The sequence below is a fragment of the Arthrobacter sp. efr-133-TYG-120 genome, from assembly GCF_030209785.1.
In the GTDB taxonomy this organism is placed as follows: domain Bacteria; phylum Actinomycetota; class Actinomycetes; order Actinomycetales; family Micrococcaceae; genus Arthrobacter.
The window spans coordinates 18,826-37,201 of the sequence record NZ_JARVRI010000032.1; the positions used below are offsets into that span (position 1 = coordinate 18,826).

Annotated in this window: 17 protein-coding genes and 2 tRNA genes; 9 read left to right on the forward strand and 10 right to left on the reverse strand. The window is 62.6% G+C overall.

The genetic code is table 11. The annotated features are described in order from the left end of the window. Nucleotides 1–66: 66 nt before the first annotated feature. From QRN51_RS17890 to QRN51_RS17900, 3 genes are all read left to right on the forward strand, one after another. Nucleotides 67–1,563, forward strand: a complete 1,497-nt coding sequence (locus tag QRN51_RS17890) for a glyceraldehyde-3-phosphate dehydrogenase (RefSeq protein WP_284991177.1) — start codon at nt 67–69, stop codon at nt 1,561–1,563. An 85-nt stretch (nt 1,564–1,648) separates the two neighbouring features. After that, nucleotides 1,649–1,858, forward strand: a complete 210-nt coding sequence (locus QRN51_RS17895; protein ID WP_284991178.1) for a hypothetical protein — start codon at nt 1,649–1,651, stop codon at nt 1,856–1,858. Nucleotides 1,859–1,990: 132 nt separating this feature from the next. Further along, nucleotides 1,991–2,788, forward strand: coding sequence for an HNH endonuclease family protein (locus QRN51_RS17900; RefSeq protein ID WP_284991179.1), 798 nt, complete (start codon nt 1,991–1,993; stop codon nt 2,786–2,788). 26 nt (nt 2,789–2,814) lie between these two features. Here the strand turns inward: QRN51_RS17900 and QRN51_RS17905 are convergent, their stop codons facing one another. The 4 genes from QRN51_RS17905 to orn all read right to left on the reverse strand — a co-directional run bounded on the left by QRN51_RS17905 (nt 2,815) and on the right by orn (nt 5,196). Next, nucleotides 2,815–3,666 carry an acyltransferase domain-containing protein gene (locus tag QRN51_RS17905; RefSeq protein ID WP_284991181.1) on the reverse strand — a complete coding sequence of 284 codons (852 nt, stop codon included), beginning with the start codon at nt 3,664–3,666 and terminating at the stop codon, nt 2,815–2,817. A 3-nt stretch (nt 3,667–3,669) separates the two neighbouring features. Continuing rightward, entirely contained in the window at nt 3,670–4,242 is a 573-nt protein-coding gene (gene def, locus QRN51_RS17910; RefSeq protein ID WP_284991183.1) for a peptide deformylase, read from the reverse strand. 124 nt (nt 4,243–4,366) lie between these two features. Further along, a tRNA-His gene (locus QRN51_RS17915) sits at nt 4,367–4,439 on the reverse strand. 130 nt (nt 4,440–4,569) lie between these two features. After that, the gene (gene orn, locus QRN51_RS17920) at nt 4,570–5,196 is read right to left on the reverse strand and encodes an oligoribonuclease (RefSeq protein ID WP_284991184.1); all 627 of its coding nucleotides are present in this window, start codon (nt 5,194–5,196) and stop codon (nt 4,570–4,572) included. A gap of 151 nt (nt 5,197–5,347) precedes the next feature. Here orn and mptB (QRN51_RS17925) point away from each other — a divergent pair, with 151 nt between their 5' ends. Next, the gene (mptB, locus tag QRN51_RS17925; protein ID WP_284991224.1) at nt 5,348–6,973 is read left to right on the forward strand and encodes a polyprenol phosphomannose-dependent alpha 1,6 mannosyltransferase MptB; all 1,626 of its coding nucleotides are present in this window, start codon (nt 5,348–5,350) and stop codon (nt 6,971–6,973) included. On the opposite strand, the gene QRN51_RS17930 is transcribed toward mptB (QRN51_RS17925), so the two are convergent. Together QRN51_RS17930 and QRN51_RS17935 are read right to left on the reverse strand one after the other, a co-directional pair. After that, on the reverse strand, nt 6,957–8,210 hold the full coding sequence (locus tag QRN51_RS17930) for a glycosyltransferase 87 family protein (RefSeq protein ID WP_284991185.1): 1,254 nt from the start codon (nt 8,208–8,210) through the stop codon (nt 6,957–6,959). The genes mptB (QRN51_RS17925) and QRN51_RS17930 overlap by 17 nt on opposite strands. Before the next feature lie 34 nt (nt 8,211–8,244). Beyond that, entirely contained in the window at nt 8,245–9,558 is a 1,314-nt protein-coding gene (locus QRN51_RS17935; protein WP_284991225.1) for a glycosyltransferase family 87 protein, read from the reverse strand. A 270-nt stretch (nt 9,559–9,828) separates the two neighbouring features. Between QRN51_RS17935 and mptB (QRN51_RS17940) the strand changes: the two genes are divergently transcribed. Next, a complete protein-coding gene (gene mptB, locus QRN51_RS17940; RefSeq protein ID WP_284991186.1) occupies nt 9,829–11,400 on the forward strand; it encodes a polyprenol phosphomannose-dependent alpha 1,6 mannosyltransferase MptB in 1,572 nt (523 codons plus the stop codon). A 7-nt stretch (nt 11,401–11,407) separates the two neighbouring features. Here mptB (QRN51_RS17940) and QRN51_RS17945 read toward each other — a convergent pair whose 3' ends face one another. After that, the gene (locus tag QRN51_RS17945) at nt 11,408–12,085 is read right to left on the reverse strand and encodes a DNA alkylation repair protein (protein WP_284991187.1); all 678 of its coding nucleotides are present in this window, start codon (nt 12,083–12,085) and stop codon (nt 11,408–11,410) included. 137 nt (nt 12,086–12,222) lie between these two features. Between QRN51_RS17945 and map the strand changes: the two genes are divergently transcribed. Continuing rightward, on the forward strand, nt 12,223–12,990 hold the full coding sequence (map, locus tag QRN51_RS17950) for a type I methionyl aminopeptidase (RefSeq protein WP_284991188.1): 768 nt from the start codon (nt 12,223–12,225) through the stop codon (nt 12,988–12,990). Between the two features lie 31 nt (nt 12,991–13,021). Here map and QRN51_RS17955 read toward each other — a convergent pair whose 3' ends face one another. The 3 genes from QRN51_RS17955 to QRN51_RS17965 all read right to left on the reverse strand — a co-directional run bounded on the left by QRN51_RS17955 (nt 13,022) and on the right by QRN51_RS17965 (nt 15,127). After that, nucleotides 13,022–13,606 (reverse strand): GNAT family N-acetyltransferase, encoded by a 585-nt coding sequence (locus QRN51_RS17955; RefSeq protein ID WP_284991189.1) that lies wholly within the window; start codon nt 13,604–13,606, stop codon nt 13,022–13,024. 134 nt (nt 13,607–13,740) lie between these two features. Then, nucleotides 13,741–13,813 (reverse strand) — tRNA-Arg (locus QRN51_RS17960). Nucleotides 13,814–13,858: 45 nt separating this feature from the next. Continuing rightward, nucleotides 13,859–15,127, reverse strand: a complete 1,269-nt coding sequence (locus QRN51_RS17965) for a hypothetical protein (protein WP_284991190.1) — start codon at nt 15,125–15,127, stop codon at nt 13,859–13,861. 278 nt (nt 15,128–15,405) lie between these two features. On the opposite strand from QRN51_RS17965, the gene QRN51_RS17970 reads away from it, so the two are divergent. The 3 genes from QRN51_RS17970 (at nt 15,406) to ettA (ending at nt 18,334) form a co-directional block, all read left to right on the forward strand. Continuing rightward, the gene (locus QRN51_RS17970) at nt 15,406–15,972 is read left to right on the forward strand and encodes a single-stranded DNA-binding protein (protein ID WP_284991191.1); all 567 of its coding nucleotides are present in this window, start codon (nt 15,406–15,408) and stop codon (nt 15,970–15,972) included. A gap of 362 nt (nt 15,973–16,334) precedes the next feature. Further along, on the forward strand, nt 16,335–16,604 hold the full coding sequence (locus tag QRN51_RS17975) for a DUF6993 domain-containing protein (protein ID WP_059387777.1): 270 nt from the start codon (nt 16,335–16,337) through the stop codon (nt 16,602–16,604). A gap of 47 nt (nt 16,605–16,651) precedes the next feature. Next, a complete protein-coding gene (gene ettA / locus QRN51_RS17980) occupies nt 16,652–18,334 on the forward strand; it encodes an energy-dependent translational throttle protein EttA (RefSeq protein ID WP_284991192.1) in 1,683 nt (560 codons plus the stop codon). Nucleotides 18,335–18,376: the final 42 nt, after the last annotated feature.

Genomic DNA, 18,376 nt, shown 5'->3' on the forward strand with positions numbered 1-18,376 from the left:
GATTACTCCGGGCGGCCGCCATCTACGTACGAGGACGTATGTAGCTGACCCTAGGAAGGTAGTTCTGTGAGCCAGTCATCAGATTCTTGTCTTGATACGTGGATGGGCCGCGAAGCGCTGGCCGAGGCCATGATTCCGGTGATCGGCCGGCTGTACCGTGAGAACAACGTGGTGACGAGCATCCACGGGCGCAGCTTGATCAACAAGTCGTCGATGAACATCCTGAAAGCCCACCGTTTCGCGCGCCGGATGAGCAAGGACGAACTCCGTCTCGAAGAGACCGCGCCGCTGCTGAACATCCTGGCCGAACTTGACCTCGGGGCCGCTGCGATCGATATCGCCCGCCTGAACGAGAAGTACAAGGCCGAGGCCGCGGGCACGCCCCTGGAAGACTTCCTCCGCGCCGAGCTTGCCGAGGTTGTCGGGCGCCGCGGCGCGGACGACCGGACCAGCACCGACGTCGTGCTTTACGGTTTCGGCCGCATCGGCCGCCTGCTGGCCCGCCTCCTGATCGAAAAGGCCGGCGGCGGCCACGGCCTGCGCCTGCGTGCGATTGTGGTCCGCAAGGGCGCCGAGAACGACCTCGTCAAGCGCGCCAGCCTGCTGCGTCGCGACTCGGTGCACGGTTCCTTTGAGGGCACTATCCGCGTGGACGAGGCCGCCAACACGATCACGGCCAACGGCGTCCAGATCCAGGTCATCTACTCGGACAACCCCTCCACCGTCGACTACACGGCCTACGGCATCAAGGATGCCCTGGTGGTGGACAACACGGGCCGCTGGCGCGACGCCGAAGGCCTCTCCCAGCACCTGCAGAGCAAGGGTGTCGCACGCGTGCTGCTCACGGCTCCGGGCAAGGGCGAGCTGAAGAACATCGTCCACGGCATCAACCACTCCTCCATCGAGGACTCGGACACGATCGTCACCGCGGCTTCCTGCACCACGAACGCCATCACCCCGGTGCTCAAGGCCCTCAACGACAAGTTCGGCGTCATCCACGGCCACGTGGAAACCGTGCACTCGTTCACGAACGACCAGAACCTGATCGACAACTTCCACAAGGGTGACCGCCGCGGCCGCTCGGCCGCCCTGAACATGGTCATCACCGAAACGGGTGCGGCCAAGGCTGTGGCGAAGGCCCTTCCGGAACTGCAGGGCAAGCTGACCGGCAACGCGATCCGCGTTCCCACCCCGGACGTGTCCATGGCCATCCTGAACCTGAACCTTGAAAAGGGAACCACGAAGGACGAGGTCAACAACTACCTTCGTGAAATGTCCCTGCACTCGGAGCTGCGCAAGCAGATCGACTTCATCGACTCACCCGAGGTCGTCTCCACGGACTTCGTGGGCTCCCGCCGTGCAGGCATCGTGGACGGCCTCGCCACGATCGCCACCGACAAGCACCTCGTGGTCTATGTCTGGTACGACAACGAATTCGGCTACTCCTGCCAGGTCGTCCGCGTCATGGAAGAAATGGCCGGCGTGAACCCGCCGTCGTTCCCGGCACGCGGCGTCGCGGTGAACCTTGAACCCAAGGCAACGTTGGAGCCCGCCGGCGTCTAGCGGCCTAGGCCGAGGCCAGGAAAGACACAGGGTATTCCCGGCTGATGCGCTGGTATCAGCCGGGAAACCTGACCAGAATGGACGCATGGAAAGCGAAAAGATTCTGGAACACGAAACAACCCTTGAACACGCACTGGACGTAGCGCGCGCCAATCTCAAGGAAGCCCAGCGGCTTCTCGACGAAGCCAAGGCCGCACATGCAGCGGGTGACATCTCCGAGGAGCGGGTCATCCAATTGGGGTCGCTTCTCGAGCTGGCCGCCGAAGACCTGAAGCGTGTCACCAGGGAGCAGTAAGCCGCCCCTGCAGCTTGCGCTGTGATTGTTCCGACACTGTGACTTGTCCTCCACACTGTGGATATCAGCGTCGGCGAACAGCGCCTGAACTAGTCTCAAGGGACGTATTCCTGCCCGAAAGGACGCAATCCCTTGAGCACCACTTGGGCCGCCTATCGACGTGCCCGCCGCCACTCCCGGCAGGCCTGGGTACTGGTGATTCTCATCATCGCGGGTGGGCTTGCCGGCGTCGGGTGGTTCTTCACCGACGGCCAGTTCTCAGTGGGACAGGGCCCGGTCAACGGGCCAACGGAAGCTCCGGTCTTCGACCCGGAGTGGATGAAGCCGGTGGAAGCTGTTCAGTCGGTGCCCCTCGGTTCGGCGGTTGATGCCCTGGAGGGACTTCCCGTGAAGGGGCGCGCCGCCAAGGACAACTACGACCGCAATGAATTCGGCCAGGCGTGGCTCGACGTCGACCGGAACGGCTGCGATACCAGGAACGACATCCTGAGGCGGGATCTTACGGCAGCGGAGTTCACGGCAGGCTCGAAATGCAGGATCGCGTCCGGGGAACTGCGTGAGCCGTACATCGGCGAAGACATCCATTTCCGCAGGGGCTCCGAAAGCAGCTCAGCCGTACAGATCGACCATGTGGTGGCTCTCGGGGACGCCTGGCAGAAGGGGGCCCAGCAGCTCACCGCCAAACAGCGCCAAAGCCTCGCCAATGACCCCCTCAACCTGATTGCCGTCGACGGGCCCGCCAACGTGAAGAAAGGCGCGAGCGACGTCGCGAGCTGGCTCCCTGCCAACAAGGGCTTTCGCTGCCATTACGTCGCGCGGCAGGTTTCCGTCAAAGCCGCGTACCGGCTCTGGGTCACCCAGGCGGAGAAGGACGCCATGAAGCGCGTCCTGGACTCGTGCCCCGGCCAGCGGACCATCAGGGCGACGTAGCCAACTGAGGCCGCGAGGTGGCCGCTTCAGGCCGGGGTGCTCCGTGCTGCGGGAAGCACCAGGTGGCCGTGTCCAAGTTGCCAGACCCCGCCGTCGTCGATCCTCTCCAGCACCACCCGCTGAAGCGAGGTCTCGCGGGGGAGCCGATCGAGGTTTTCCATGCCGCGCTGCCGGAAAGTGAAATAGACAGCGTCGCCCGGAGCGTCTGAGCAGCGGTCCAGGGTGAATCGGCGGGCAAAAGCGGCGATGTTGCTGTGCGGGAGTTTCCGGGCCAGGTAGGGGTCCAGCATCCAGGAGTCGCAGCTCGCCACGGAGACCGCTTTGTGCGGGAAGTGACGGTCGAAGAACTCCCTGGCCTGGCTGAAGCTCGTGTCCACGAGGGCAGGGGACAGGCCGCCATCCTCGGGGATGTGCACACCCAGCACCCAGGAGTCACTTGCGGCGGCGGAGCCTTCCTCGTCGCTGCGGACAAGGTGGAATTGCAGGCGGCCGATACGGAAGATGTTTCCGGCCATGTGGAGGGTCAGCCATGCCCACGTGTCCAAGCCGAAGCGACCATGGACCCTTCGGTTGATTCGAAGGTTCAGTCCCACATCGGCCAGGATCGCGGCGGACGATTCCGGCGGAATGCCAAGGGAAAGATGATGGCCGTGGACTACGGGCGCAAAGCGCAGGAGCGCCTCGATCCAGTCCGTTTCCGTGCAGCCATCGGCGGAGGCGGACGTGCTCGGAAAGACGCCCAGACGGGCGTCAAGGCTGGCAAGGGCCCGTCGAGTGCCGTCTCCAGGAGGTGACGCCAGCAGCGAGGCACACTCAAGAGCGTCCTCGCCCTGGATGTCGAGAAGCGTGAACAATTCGTCCTGCGCGACGCCCGTCATCGCTCAGTGACCGAAGGGGTCCGGGTCGACACCTGGCATCCAGCTCAGCCCGGGCACTCCCCAGCCGTTCTTCTTGACCTGCTTCATCGCCTTCTTGGCGTATCGGTCAACCAGGCGGTTCACATAGAGCTTGCCGTCGAGGTGGTCGAATTCGTGCTGCATGACCCTCGCGAACCAACCGGTCGCGACGAAATCCACCGGTTGGCCGTGGCCGTCGAAGCCCTGGACGCGGGCCCAATCGGCCCTCTGCAGGGGGTAGTGCTCCCCTGGGAAGGACAAACAGCCTTCGACGTCTTCCTCGGGATCGGGAAGGGCGCCAGGGATCTTGGAGAGGGTGAGGACCGGGTTCACCAGGACGCCTTCGTCCGGAGCGTCGTCGTCGTTTGCGTATTTGAAGATGAAGATCCGCTTGCCTACCCCCACCTGGGGTGCCGCCAGACCGACGCCGTTGGCCGCCTCGTTCGTTTCGAACATGTCGGCAATCAAGGTGCGCAGCTCGTCGTCGAACACTTCCACCTCGCTCGCCCGGCGGTGAAGCACGGGTTCGCCCCAGATGGTGACTGGCAGGACGGTCATGTCAGGTGTTCCTCTGGTTCTCGGGTCTGGAATGGCCGGAATCGGCCGGAACAAAGCAAAGGCCGCACTGGATAACCAGTACGGCCTTTGGCTGCGATCGATAAACTGCTACCGACCTCATGAGGGTGAGCGACGGGGGTTGAACCCGCGACCTCCTGGACCACAACCAGGCGCTCTGCCAACTGAGCTACGCCCACCATGAGCCTTTTGCGCTTTCGGAATGACCCGTTAGCTGCGAAGGCAACGACAAAAACTATACCCCGTCTTGAGGGGTGGTTTTGCCACTTTTGACCGTTTGGCTGAAATTTCCCGAAAAGGTGCCCCAGATCACGTGTCCTCCGGAGTCTCCGGGCCGGCTGCGATCTGCTTGGAAATCTTCTGCGCTGTGGCCGTATCGGGACCCGGAGCCGGGACGAACACTGCCTCCCGGTAATAGCGCAGTTCGTCGATGGAGTCCCTGATGTCGCCAAGCGCGCGGTGGCCGCCGTGTTTAGCGGGGGACTGGAAATAGGCGCGGGGGAACCATCGGCGCGAGAGTTCCTTGATGGTGCTCACATCGATGACCCGGTAGTGGAGGTGTTCAACGATGTTGGGCATGTCCCGTGCGAGGAACATCCGGTCGGTTCCGACTGAGTTGCCACCCAGCGGGGCCTTCTTCGGATCCGGTACCCACTTCTCGATGTACTCCAGGACGATCGCTTCGGCTTCGGCCATGGTCTTGCCGTGCGGGAGTTCATCCAGGAGTTTCGAGCGGGTGTGCATGTCGCGGACGAAGTCGTTCATCTGTTCAAGTGCGGCGTCTTCGGGTTTGATGACGACGTCGACGCCGTCACCCAGGATGTCCAGCTCCGAATCGGTGACCAAGGCCGCAACCTCGATCAGGGCGTCGTTCACCAGGTCGAGACCGGTCATCTCACAGTCGATCCAGACGATGCGTTCATTAGTAATAGGCACCCGACCAGCCTACAGTTCAGGCGCATGGGAAGGGTGGCGGGGCGCTCCATTCCGCCCCTGCGACGTACCGCGGCTGGTAAACTGGGCCGTTGTCGAGCGGTTGTTGCCTGCATCGATGAGCTGGACCAATGTACGTAGGGACTGGAATATCATGACGGCAGGCGGAACGGGCGTGGGCACCTCAAATAGCCGGGATGAGGCAAAGGAACCTGCGGTGCCGTCAGAGAAGGCCGCCGCCGGGCTCTACTCCCCGGATGCCGCGCACATCGGAGCCGGCAGCCCCGGACAGATCAAGGCCTACGTGGCTGTCTGGCAAGGATTTTTTGGATCCCTGATGATCTTCGTCGGCTCAATCGGAGCCGGCTGGATCGCCAACGGCTCGCCCATGTTCAGGCACCCCCTTGTCATCGCCCTGCGCACGGAAGGTTGGGGCGTGACGACCTCCACGATCCTGCTGACGGCGGGGGCCATGCTTTTGGTCAGGTCATGGTTGAGGCTCGGGCAAAGGCTCAAGGACTGGGGGCCGGGCTCGCTCAGGTCCGTGGTTGTCGCCGTTGCGGCGTGGGCGGCTCCCCTCATGTTTGCCGTGCCCATCTATTCGCGCGACGTATACGCCTACACCGGCCAGGGCAGGCTGGTGCTGGAAGGCCAGAACCCTTACACGGCCGGCATTTCCACGCTCAGCAACTGGTTTTCCCTGGGCGCCGATCCTGCCTGGGCTGAAGCCAAGACGCCGTACGGACCCTACTTCCTGTGGCTTGCCAGATGGGTTGTGGGCATCACCGACGCCCAGCCCGACTTTTCCGTTCTGCTCTTTCGGGTGCTTGCGACCGTGGGGGTGGTGCTCTGTGTGGCGTATGTTCCCAGGCTCGCCGAACTCCACGGGATCAACCCCGGCCGTGCGCTGTGGATCGCCGTGGCCAACCCGCTCTTTCTCATCAGCTTCGTTGCCAGTGCCCACAACGATGCCCTCATGGTGGGCCTGGCGGTGGCCGGAATGTACTTTGCAGCCACCGGTCGCCATATCACCGGGCTTCTGCTGGTGACCGCTTCCATCGGCATCAAGCCGATCACCGTTCTCCTCTTGCCTTTCATAGGCCTCATGTGGGCTGGTCCTGCCGCGAGTTGGGCCCGCAAGTTCCTGTTCTGGGGCGCGACGGCGGGTATCAGCTTCGCCGTCCTGGCAGTGAGCGGAATTCCTTACAACCTTGGCTTTGGATGGGTCTGGGCCATCCTCGATCCCACACCGGGCTATACGGGATATTCGCCTTCGGGCTTCCTCGGCCAGCAGGTCGAGGTGATCGCCAATCTCCTGGGCCTGCCGGGCTCCACCGTGGCCACCGGGCTCCGGACCCTCATGAAGTGGGCCGGAATCGGGTTGGTGGTTGTCCTGATGTTCCGCGGCGACTATTCACGGCTGGTGCGGCGCGCCGCCCTCGCGTTTGCCGCCGTCGTCATGCTTTCGCCGATTATCCAGCCGTGGTACATCCTGTGGTTCATCCCGCTGCTCGCGGTCACGGGCATCAGGGACGACTGGCAGATCAAGTCCCTCTATGTCGCCGTCACGTTTTTCGTTGCCTTTGGCGCGCAGGACCAGATTTCGGTGTTGTCTTTCGTGGAATTGAACGTCAAAGTGTCCTCCCTGGCCTTCCTGGTGGCCGTGGGATTCACCGTCTACCTGATGGTGTTGGACGTTCACACACGCCGACTCTTGATCCGCTCCAGCCCAACGCAACTGCTTCGCAGGCTTGAACGGCGGCTCAGGCGCTCCGAATAGCGCTTCGTGCGCCGGACTTGCGGCCCAGCTCCACGGTCCGCTGCACGGACCACCAGAGCAGGACCACCAAAAGCACATTCCGTGTGGTGAGCACTGTCGCCATCACGGGGTTGGCATGGATCAGCGGCGTGTAGAACAGCGGGTAGATGACGAAAGTTGTCATGGCGATCCCCATCAGGAGGGCGGCAGGAACCCTCCAACGGTTCCAATCGTGGGTCAGCCCGGCTACAACCACCGGCGCAAGCCAGATGATGAATTGCGGCGAACCCACCTTGTTGAACACGATGAACGCGGTGGTCATCATGAGGGCGCCCTCGAGAAACAACTCTTCCGGCTCGGCACCCCGCCGAAGCGCCCAAAGCAAAAGGGCAGAGCCCGCGACGGCGGCAAGCACCAAGAGCGGCTGCATCAGGAACGCTGCCACGTTGGCTCCCGGCCCATACACCTCCGTGGAATTGATGGCGACGTTGTCGGCGATTTTGGAACCGCCGATATTGAGCACGCTCAACCAGACCCAGGGGGTTGAGAACGTGGCTTCAAGTTGCATGCCGCGTTCGCCCTGGTTGGTCAAGAAGTCGAGGATATGCGGCAGGCCGCCCGAAAGGTAGGTGCCCAGTGCGACGGCGGCAGTGACGGCGGCGCCGCAGGCGATGATCCGCAGTCTGCGGTGGCTTGCGATGACGATGGGTACCAGAACGGCGGCTGGCCAGACTTTGATCCATGTGGCGATGCTGAGGAGGATCCCGGCTGCCACAGGTCGCGTGGCCGCATACAGCAGGGCGACCAACACGATGGGTGCCGTGATGCCCTCCACCCGGGCGAAGCTGAGATAGCCCATGAAGGCGGTGAAGAACAGCCACCACCAAGCAGGGGCAATTCCCGTTGTCCTGCGCGGGCCGCGGGTCAGGATGAACAAGCCGGCGGCGTTGAGCGCCGTGATGATTAACGTCCACACCAGCAGGTAAGGACCCGGGCCCGCGATGTTGGCCAGGAAGATCGGAATCTGGGCAAGCACCGGGTAAACCCAAGGGCTGATCGCTCCGTGGAGATCCGCGGGGTTGTAGCCGGCCATCGCCCATTGGCGGTACTGCTCAGTATCGCTGAACGTGTTTCCGGCCAGGAAGAAGCTTGCCATCCAGCCGAGGAAATACACATGGATCGCGGCGAAACCCCACCAAACGCTGGATGGACGGCCGAACCAGGCGACGGCGGCAGGCGGCAGGGCGGCGTCGCGCACGCGGGCCAGCCCGTCGAAGAATCGAACGGAAATCTCAGGACTCCTTGGCAGCGGCGGCCGGTTCGTTGGCCGGGATCTTCTTGCCCAAAAGGTACAGGCGGCGAACGGACCAGCAGAACAGGACCACCAGCAGGACATTTCGCACCGTCAAAACCAGCGCCATGAAGGGGTTGTTGTGGCTGAGCGCGTCGTAGAAGAGGGGATAGATGAAGTATGTGGCCACACCGATGGCGATGAGCATCGCCGCGGGAACCCGCCATTCTTTCCAGCTGTGGGCAAGCCCGACCGCGACTGCAGGTGCGAGCCACACCATGAACTGGGGTGACCCGACCTTATTGAACACGACGAAAGCCGTGGCCATCGTCAGGGATCCAGCCAACAACAGTTCGGTGCGGTCCGCCCCGCCGGTTCGCTTGCCGTTGTGGAGTGCCCAGAAGGTCAGGGCCGCCACCAGGATCGCGGCAAGGGCGAGAAGCGGCTGCATGAGGAAGGACATGAAGGCGGTGCCGGGGCCATCCACTTGCATCGAGTTGATGTCCGTGTTCATGTACATCCTCGAGTCACCCACGTGGAGGACTGACAGCCACAACCAAGGAGTGGTGAAGGTGGCTTCCAATTGCATGCCACGATCGCCTTGCTGGGTCAGGAAGTTGAGGAGCCGCGGCAGTTGACCCACTGCCGCCGTGAGGGCGATGACGAAAACGCTGGTCAGAATTCCGGCAGCGACCACTTTGGTTCGCTGCTTGACCACGGTGAACAACGAAAGCATGACGGCGGCCGGCCAAACCTTCATCCACGTGGCAATGCTCAGGAGGGTCGAGGCAATGAAAGGGTGTGATACGCCGTATGCCAAGGCGATCAGCACGATCGGGGCAGTCAATCCGTCCACCCGGGCGAATCCAAGCCAACCCATGATGAAGACGAAGACCAGCCACCACCATCCCGCCGGGATGGCCTCGTGACGGCGGCCCCGTCCGGTGAGCTTGGCTAGAGCGACGCCGTTGAGCACGGTGATCATGAGCACCCAGAGAAAGAAGAACGGACCGGGTCCGGCCAAGCCTGCGATCGCCATAGGCACCAAGGCGAGAACGGGGTAGACCCACGGGCTGGGGCCGCCGCTGAGGTTCTCATCCCGGAACCCGGCGGAGGTCCAGTCCCGGTAGATGAAAGTGTCGCTAAAGGCCTCGCCGCGCAGGGAAAGGATCAGCGCGAACACCAGGAAGACCAAGTGCACGACGCAGAAGCCTACAAGCAGGCCTTTGGGGGAATTGAGCCTTACCTCCAGCGAAGGGGGAAGAACCCGATGACGGAACCGTGTGAGCGCGCTGAAGAATGAGTCCGTGGAAATGGGAGGATCCTTGTCAGGTAGTAATCGTCACAGGGTGCCGTAAGGCGCAGCGGCCCGGAGCCGCCAGAGCCCCATCCATTCTATCTCAGGCCACTTTCGCAGGCCGACCGATGGTCCGGTTGGCCCCGGGAAGCCAAGGGTGGCGATGCTACAGTTGCAATAATCCATGGCATCCGGAAGTGCCACTTTGGCCTGGATGCGGCAGGGAACCGGACAGGATTTTGTTTGATGGTGACGTCGAAGTTTCGTGAGCGTGAGGTGGGGAGTTCGTTGGCTCATCCAGAGGCGCTTGGCGATTCCAACGCCCCGGTACACGGCACCGTGATAGCCAAAGCGGCGAGGACGGCGATCCTCCAAGGGTTCGTCGGGTCGTTGCTCATGGTGGCAGGCTCGATCGGCGTCGGCTGGCTGGCCAGCAGCAGCGCCTTGATCCGTACTCCTATTTTCATCATGGCCAGGACATCTCCGGTTGGCGTGATCCTTTGCACCGTGATGCTCTGCCTCGGTGCACTCCTGCTCCTACGCTCTTGGCTGCGCATTGCCCAGCGGATCGGCGGATGGAACCCGTCCTCGCGTCCGGTGCTGCGGCGAGCACTGTGGATGTGGGCACTCCCGATGATGTTCAGTTTGCCGTTGTTCAGCAGGGACGCTTATGCCTACATCGGCCAAGGCCGGCTCATGGAGCAGGGCCTGAACCCATACACCAACGGCATCTCGGCCCTGAGCAACTACTTTTCACTCGGGCCCGACAAATTATGGACGGAAGCACCTACGCCTTACGGTCCGCTATGGCTCTGGATCGAACAAGGTGCCGTGTGGGTGAGCGCAAGCGTCCCCGAGCTTGCTTTGATTCCCTTCCGCCTGTCTGCCCTAGCCGGTGTCATCCTGCTCGCTGTCTACGTTCCCCGTCTGGCCGCGCTCCACGGCGTGAACCCGGACCGTGCGCTCTGGCTTGGCGTCCTCAACCCGGTCCTCCTGATCAACTTCATCGCCAGCGCGCACAATGACTCCTTGATGCTGGGACTGGTTGTTGCCGGACTGTACTTCGCCTCGGTAAAACGGCCTGTGTTGGGAATCGTGCTGATCACGGCCTCGATCGCCATCAAGCCGATTACCTTGATTGCCTTGCCTTTTGCGGGGCTGCTGTGGGCCGGTGCCCGTGCCGGTTGGGGCCGCAGAATGCTCTGTTGGACGGCCACCTTGGGTTTGTCCTTAGGCTTGCTGGCCGCCGCAGGACTGGTGAATGGCCTGGGCTTTGGCTGGCTTGGCGCCCTGCAGACTCCGGGCGCCGTCTGGATCTGGTACGCGCCGGTGGGTTTGCTGGCACACACGGTGGGATTCGTCGTCGGACTTTTCGGCGGTCCAGGCGTTCCGGTGACGGATGTTATCCAGACTGCCGGAACGGCGGTCTCGGCGCTTGCCATCGTCTGGCTCGCCGTTCGGACCCCCGGCCGCGGAATCGGCATGCCCGCGCCGCTCGACGACGAACCCGAGTTCAACAAGACTGTGCTTCGCCGGATGGCCTGGGCATTCGCCGCTGTCGTCGTCCTGGCGCCTGTGATTCAGCCTTGGTACATGGTGTGGCTGCTGGTGTTCTTCACCGTGACGGGAGTCGCGGACGGCGCCCAGCTCCGGACGGTCTTCTATTTGACGGCGTTCTTCACCCTTATTGCCCTGACAGACCAATTGAGTGTCTTCCAGTGGATCCCCATCGAGGTGGTACGCGGAGTGGCCATTGCCATTGCGGTTTCTTTCATCGCCTACTTGGTGTTCTTTGACAAGAAGACCCACGTGCTGTTCCGCCCGCGTCGCGGGATTTTGAAGCTCAAGCCGAAGTCCTGAACCGGATTCAGCCGAGGTGTTTCATGGCTTCACGCAGGGATAGCGGGCTGAGCCTGGTCCTCCGGCTTTCAACGTAGCTCCGCACCCATTGAGGATCGGTCTTGGCGTACTCCCGCAGGGTCCAGCCGATTGCCTTCCTGATGAAGAACTCCTGGTCGGCAAGGTTGGCGTCAAGTGCCGCGGCCAGAAGTTCTTGGTCAGTGGCCGACTTTGCCTTGAGCTGGGAGGTGATGGCCGCCCGACGGATCCAGAAGTCCTCGTCGCTTGCCCATGTCCGCAAGAGCGGGGTCAGCGTGCTTCGGTGGTGTTGCAGAAGGGCGCAAATACGGTCGGAGACACCGTCAACGAAGTCCCACCATGCGCCGGTCCGGATGATTTCTTCGTACAGCGGCAGCATCTCCAGATCCTTGGCCACGGACTTGAGCGAGGTCAGATCGATGGCCGCGTAGCGTTCTTCCCGCCATGTGGCTTCCCGCCACAGCAGCCGGACATCGTCACGAAGTTCGGAAGGGGACCCGAAAGGGATTTCCTTCGCGGTCGCGAGGACAATGCGACGGACTACGGGGACCCTGACACCGAGGACAGGCATGGACGATTTCATGTAGGCCTGTGCCGCCTTCGCGCGGTCCGGGTCTGCCTCTGCCTGCAGGCGTTCACGGATGATGGCGATTCTTCGGTGTTCCATACGGCGACTTTAGGACACCCGTGGGCCGGCGCGGACGCGCAACCCTGTTGACCGGGCTGATGGTGCCCATAGAGTGGGTGGAAGGGTTTGTCCGGTGGCCGGTCCGGCCCCCTCTTCTTGATGCTTGGAGGCCTCTGATGTCCATGGTGAAGACGCCGGAAGAGATTGCGCTCATGCGCGAAGCCGGAAGGGTGGTTGCCAACACGCTTTCGGCGGTTCGTTCGCACGCCGGGGTTGGCGTGTCGCTCAAGGAACTGGACAAGGTTGCAGCCGCTTTCATGGAGGCCGCCGGAGCTAAGCCGGCGTTCCTGAACTACCGCCCGCGGTGGGCGTCCACGCCCTTTTCAGGGGTCATCTGCACGAGCGTCAACGACGCCGTGGTGCACGGCATCCCGGACGGGTATGTGTTGCAGGATGGCGATCTGTTGAGCGTCGATTGCGGGGCCTTCGTGGAGGGCTGGTGCGGGGACGCGGCAGTCAGTTTCATTGTGGGCACCTCGGATCCGGTGGACCAGGAATTGATCGATGCCACCGACGCCGCCCTCGCCCGCGGTATCGACGCTGCCCGGATTGGAAACAAGATGGGTGACCTTGCGTACGCCATTGGCGGAGAAGCCAAGCGCAGCGGCTACGGGATCCTCGCCGATCACGGCGGGCACGGCATTGGCCGGACCATGCACGCCGAGCCGAGCGTGCCGAACATGGGGCGGCCCGGCCGCGGCGTGAAGCTCGTGGACGGCTTGGTGATCGCCATCGAGCCGATGTTGATCCTGGGCGGCAGCGACGACTACTACCACGACGACGACCAGTGGACCTTGCGCTCGGCCAACGGCCGCCGTGCTGCGCACAGCGAACATACCGTGGCGATCACCGCGGATGGACCGCTTGTCTTGACCTTGCCCTAGCTGGGTAGTTTCGGCATACGGGACCGGAAAGTCAGCGCCGCAGGCGCATGACCGCCCTTCCGGGCACCGCCGTGGAAACCGTGGAGAAGCCGGCCGCCCCAAACAACTTCACAGTTCCCTGGTAGAGATCGGCCGGACCGGCCTTGGGCCGAAGCGACGGATCCACGGGGTAGCCTTCCACGATGTCGGCGCCATGCGCGAAGGCATGCCCGACGGCGGCCTCCAGCAATGCGCCGGCCACCCCGCTCCGGCGGTGGCCGGGAGAAACCACGAAACAGCTCACCGACCAAACTTCCGCGCCTTCCAGGCCGCCCGTTCCTGCGGCCTTGAGGACTTGGGATCGTTCGATGCGCGGATAGCACTGGCGCGGCTCCACCGCGCACCAGCCCACTGCTTCGCCGCCCCGGAAAGCGAGGACGCCAGGTTCGGGGCCGTCGTCGAATTTGGCTTTGAGCTGTTCCTTCCGTGCCTTGGGGGGAGTGTTCTTCCAATCCTGACCGGCGAGAGCGAACCACCGGCACCAACAGCGCGAAGGCTCGCCGCGGACGCCGAATAGCCTTTCGACATCCGGCCAGCTTGCGGGGCCCGTGATGATGGCTTCGGAAGTGTTTCTCATCCGACCAGCCTAGATACCGGACGCCCTGCCCGCCTCAGTTGGACGCAGAGAATGAAAAACACCCCGGTCCGAAGACCGGGGTGTAACCGATGGCCCGACTCATCCATGAAGGATGTCTCGACTCATCACACAAGTGCCCCAGGAGGGAATCGAACCCCCGACCGTCGGATTAGAAGGCCGCTGCTCTATCCTCTGAGCTACTGGGGCTGGAACCGCACCCAAGTGTATCGCTGGGTTTGGCTAGCCAACAATTCAGGAGGATTGCCGGGCCTTCAGGACCGGGCAGGGGATTCGTACTATGCCTTTGAAAAATACAGGAGAGGTCGGAATATCGTAGAAGTCCGTATCGGACGCGGGTGCACAGAGATTGCGCGCGGTGCGGACGTGCTCGGCCCAGACAGGACCATTGTTTCTGGACGTCGAGGGCGGGAAGTACATCGACGCCAAGAGAAGCGAGAAAGCCATGAGTGCCGCAATGGGTGCAGCACGCCCAAACCTTGCCAACGCGGAAGCAAGCAACGGAACCGTGGCGAGGACGAACATCGTAGGCACTACCGAGTACCTCCCAAACACGAACCTGGCGGGCCAATCCGCGGCCGAGAAGGTTGCGTAGTCCAGGTACGGTGCCGGGTTCGAAGCGACGCAGGCAACCCAAATAACCATCGAGGCCGTGATGAAGAACGCGGCCAGCCATTTCTCCCGTGCAGAGCCCAAGATCAGGACAGCCACCGGGACGGCGAGGACGAGGAGGGAGGCCACGATCATCGGAGCAGCTCCGAAGTTCACGATTTGTTGCATGACACCGGACGCGGTGCCGTAGACGATGGGTCCTGCGGTGTTGATAAACCACCCGTAAACCGGGGACCAGGGGTCAAGCTGGTAGCTCGCGCCGCCGCTTGTTCGAGGATGCGTCACCGTCGCAATAACCTGGCAGGCAAGACCCAGGCTGAGACCCGCGCGGGCGGCCCACATGTTTTTGTCCCTCAGCCGGTGAAGGAAGAGCGGAACAAAGACAATCGAGATGATCTCGGTCAAGGAGGCGAGGGCCGCGACGACAAAAAGCATGCCTCCCTCGAGTTTGGACTTTGCCGGTTTCATCAATAGCCAGGGAGTGAGCCAGAGCAGGTACCAGTGCAGGTTCGCGAAGTTTCCAAGAGCCTCAAAAGCGCCGACGTTCACGAAAATGGGAACCGCGGCCCAAGCTACGCGGATCCAGGTGTTGCTGGTCAAGGCTTGGGCGCAGTGGTACGTCATGAGGGCGACGCCGGCCACAGCCGCGCAAGCCAATACAGTAAGCGCAATAGCGTAGTCCTCAAGTGCGAAGAACCGGACAACCACCTCGGCTGCGAGGCGGGGGACGACGTGGAGATAGCCTGCGTACGGTCGGATCGGCGTGAAAGTCCGGGTCGGGTTCAAAGCGTCCGTGAGAAACACCGCGCCGTCTTCCGCCCAGACGACGCCTTGGGCCGTTGCTGGGATCCGCCAGAACGACACCAGCGTCAGCAAAATAAGGGCGCCCACGTAGGACGCACTTCTAGCCAGAGTAATTTTCACGATCTGTCCCCCAAAGAGCAGGCCCGAGACTGGGCGATCGTACCCAATTTAGATGGCGGTTCCGTATTTTCAAAAACCCCGCCGGTCTTTGTGGGCGGCGCCCCATTCTGCGTCTAACTTGTCCTCCACAATCCGCGTAAGAACAGGGCTATCCACATACGTGGATTTGGTACTCCCGCGGGCGTTCGCGCCACGTGAAGCTGGGAGAGCCAGACAGGCAGCTCAACTTACGTTAGGACAAGACCATGAATGACATCATCACTGTCCGGGGATTCGTTGCCACGGAACCCAAAAGTTCGACGACCCCGGGCGGAACCCGGACGGCATCGTTCCGGCTCGGTTCAACGGAGCGCAGGTTCGACCGTGCCAATGATGTCTGGGTGGATGGCAACACAAATTGGTTCAGCGTCCAGGCGTTCAGGCATCTAGCGGGAAACATTGGCTGCAGCGTCAAGAAGGGCCAGCGGGTCATCGTCGTCGGGAAACTGAAGCTGAGGCAATGGGAACACGACGGCAAGATCTACCACGTCGCCGAAATCGTCGCCGAGTCGGTGGGTCACGACCTCATGTGGGGCTCGGCGAACTTCATCCGGACCACCGGCAGCAACAGCCCGCAGACCATGCCCGCCGCCCCCGAGGTGGAGCCAGAGAACCCATGGCCTTCGGCGGAGGAAGATGCGGAAGGCGACCCGCATGACGACGAGGATGGCAGTGCCGCAGCCGAGCGGGAAGTTATCCTTCCGGCAGGAGAAGGCGATGAGTCGGTTCTCGTTGATACTGAGACGGGAGAACTTGTGGACGCCAAGGTTTGAAATGGAACTGGCCTTGAAATGGAGCCGGTCTTGAAACAGGGGCCGCCGCGGATGCCATGCGGCGCGGCGCGTGGTGTACCGCATGGCAGAATAGCCGGGTGATGAGCAGGGGAAAGCCGCAAAAACCATCTGGACGCCGCCACGCTGCCGGAAGCCCGGGTTTGCTGCTTGCGGTGCCGTTACTTCTGGCCGGACTGGTGGCCGGCTGCACGGCGCCTGCAACAACGGTGTCAAGAAGCATTGGGGTTTCATCGCCCACCCCCTCGACTACAGCCAGCTCCACTTCCGCCGTCACACCCAGTGCTGGCAACCCCTCGGCATCGACTTCGCTCAGCGCGGGCACTGCCGCGCTGAAGCAGACCATGGAGTCCGTACTCAAGACCATTGCCGCGGCAACCCCCAAACCGGCACAAGACGCACTGCGATCACAGCTCGTTTCGGCCGGCATCGCCGACTCTGCCGTAGAGGTGTCCGCGAGCAAGACGCCGACGGGACTGGATGTCGACGCCATCGAGGCCGCGGCCAGGCTGGACAAGGACTGCGTCATGGGTGAGATCAGGGACGGGCAGGTTTCAGTGTCGGTCCTGCCCGTGTTGGCCAGCGGCAAATGCTTCGTCGGGGATTCCCGCTAGCAGGGCCGAATGTGAGTTATGCCTTGCCACCCATTAGATTTAACGGCATGGCGGAATTCATTTACACGATGACCAAGGCTCGCAAGGCCGTTGGCGAAAAACTAATCCTGGACGATGTCAGCATGTCGTTCTTCCCTGGCGCGAAGATCGGTGTCGTTGGCCCGAACGGAGCCGGTAAATCCACGATCCTGAAGATCATGGCTGGTATCGACACACCGTCGAACGGCGAAGCCCGCCTCAGCCCCGGCTACTCCGTGGGCATCCTCCTGCAGGAGCCGCCCCTGAACGAGGAAAAGACCGTCCTGGGCAACGTCCAGGAAGGCGTGGGCGAGATCTACTCGAAGATCCAGCGCTTTAACGCGATCTCCGAGGAAATGGCCAACCCGGATGCAGACTACGACACCCTGCTGGAGGAAATGGGCCACCTTCAGGAAGCCATCGACGCTGCGGATGCGTGGGACATCGATTCCCAGCTCGAGCAGGCCATGGACGCACTCCGCTGCCCGCCGGGCGACTCCGACGTGACGGTCCTGTCAGGTGGTGAGCGCCGCCGCGTGGCGCTCTGCAAGCTCCTGCTGCAGAAGCCTGACCTCCTGCTCCTTGACGAGCCCACCAACCACTTGGACGCCGAAAGTGTTCTGTGGCTCGAGCAGCACCTCTCTTCCTACCCCGGTGCCGTCCTCGCCATCACCCACGACCGCTACTTCCTCGACCACGTCGCCGAGTGGATCTGTGAAGTGGACCGCGGCCGTCTTTACCCCTACGAAGGCAACTACTCCACGTACTTGGAGAAGAAGCGCGCCCGCCTCGAAATCCAGGGCAAGAAGGACGCCAAGCAAGCCAAGCGCCTCAGCGAGGAACTTGAGTGGGTCCGCTCCAACGCCAAGGGTCGCCAGACCAAGTCGAAGGCCCGTCTGGCCCGGTACGAGGAAATGGCAGCCGAGGCTGACCGCACCAGGAAACTCGACTTCGAGGAAATCCAGATTCCGCCGGGACCGCGTCTGGGTGGCCTGGTCCTGGAAGCGAAGAACCTGCAGAAGGGCTTCGAGGACCGGACCCTGATCGACGGGCTTTCGTTCACACTGCCCAGGAACGGCATCGTCGGCGTCATCGGTCCTAACGGCGTGGGCAAGACCACCTTGTTCAAGACCATCGTCGGGCTGGAAGCGCTGGACGGTGGCGACCTCAAGATCGGTGACTCGGTCAAGATCTCCTACGCCGACCAGAGCCGTGGCGGTATCGACCCCAACAAGACCCTGTGGGAGGTCGTCTCAGACGGCCTGGACTTCATTCAGGTCGGCCATGTTGAAATGCCGTCCCGCGCCTACGTCGCGGCCTTCGGCTTCAAGGGGCCGGACCAGCAGAAGAAGGCTGGTGTGCTCTCCGGTGGTGAGCGTAACCGCCTGAACCTGGCGCTGACCCTTAAGCAGGGTGGAAACCTCCTGCTTCTTGACGAGCCCACCAACGACCTCGACGTCGAAACCCTCAGCAGCCTTGAGAACGCGCTGCTCGAGTTCCCTGGCTGCGCCGTCGTGGTCTCGCACGACCGGTGGTTCCTTGACCGCGTTGCAACCCACATCCTGGCCTACGAAGGCGACGAGGAAAACCCCTCGAAGTGGTACTGGTTCGAGGGCAACTTCGAGTCCTACGAGGAGAACAAGGTGGAGCGACTCGGCCCGGACGCTGCCAAGCCACACCGTGTCACGCACCGCAAGCTGACCCGCGACTAAATCGGATCGCTCCGCAGAAGGCCGGCGCACTGGATATATCTT

Bases quoted from the DNA above. Each gene is read 5' to 3' on its own strand.
- QRN51_RS17895 (WP_284991178.1), top strand. From the start codon at position 1,649: ATGGAAAGCGAAAAGATTCTGGAACACGAAACAACCCTTGAACACGCA.
- QRN51_RS17905 (WP_284991181.1), bottom strand. From the start codon at position 3,666: ATGACGGGCGTCGCGCAGGACGAATTGTTCACGCTTCTCGACATCCAG.
- def (WP_284991183.1), bottom strand. From the start codon at position 4,242: ATGACCGTCCTGCCAGTCACCATCTGGGGCGAACCCGTGCTTCACCGC.
- mptB (WP_284991224.1), top strand. From the start codon at position 5,348: ATGACGGCAGGCGGAACGGGCGTGGGCACCTCAAATAGCCGGGATGAG.
- QRN51_RS17945 (WP_284991187.1), bottom strand. From the start codon at position 12,085: ATGGAACACCGAAGAATCGCCATCATCCGTGAACGCCTGCAGGCAGAG.
- map (WP_284991188.1), top strand. From the start codon at position 12,223: ATGTCCATGGTGAAGACGCCGGAAGAGATTGCGCTCATGCGCGAAGCC.
- QRN51_RS17955 (WP_284991189.1), bottom strand. From the start codon at position 13,606: ATGAGAAACACTTCCGAAGCCATCATCACGGGCCCCGCAAGCTGGCCG.
- QRN51_RS17970 (WP_284991191.1), top strand. From the start codon at position 15,406: ATGAATGACATCATCACTGTCCGGGGATTCGTTGCCACGGAACCCAAA.
- QRN51_RS17975 (WP_059387777.1), top strand. From the start codon at position 16,335: ATGGAGTCCGTACTCAAGACCATTGCCGCGGCAACCCCCAAACCGGCA.
- ettA (WP_284991192.1), top strand. From the start codon at position 16,652: ATGGCGGAATTCATTTACACGATGACCAAGGCTCGCAAGGCCGTTGGC.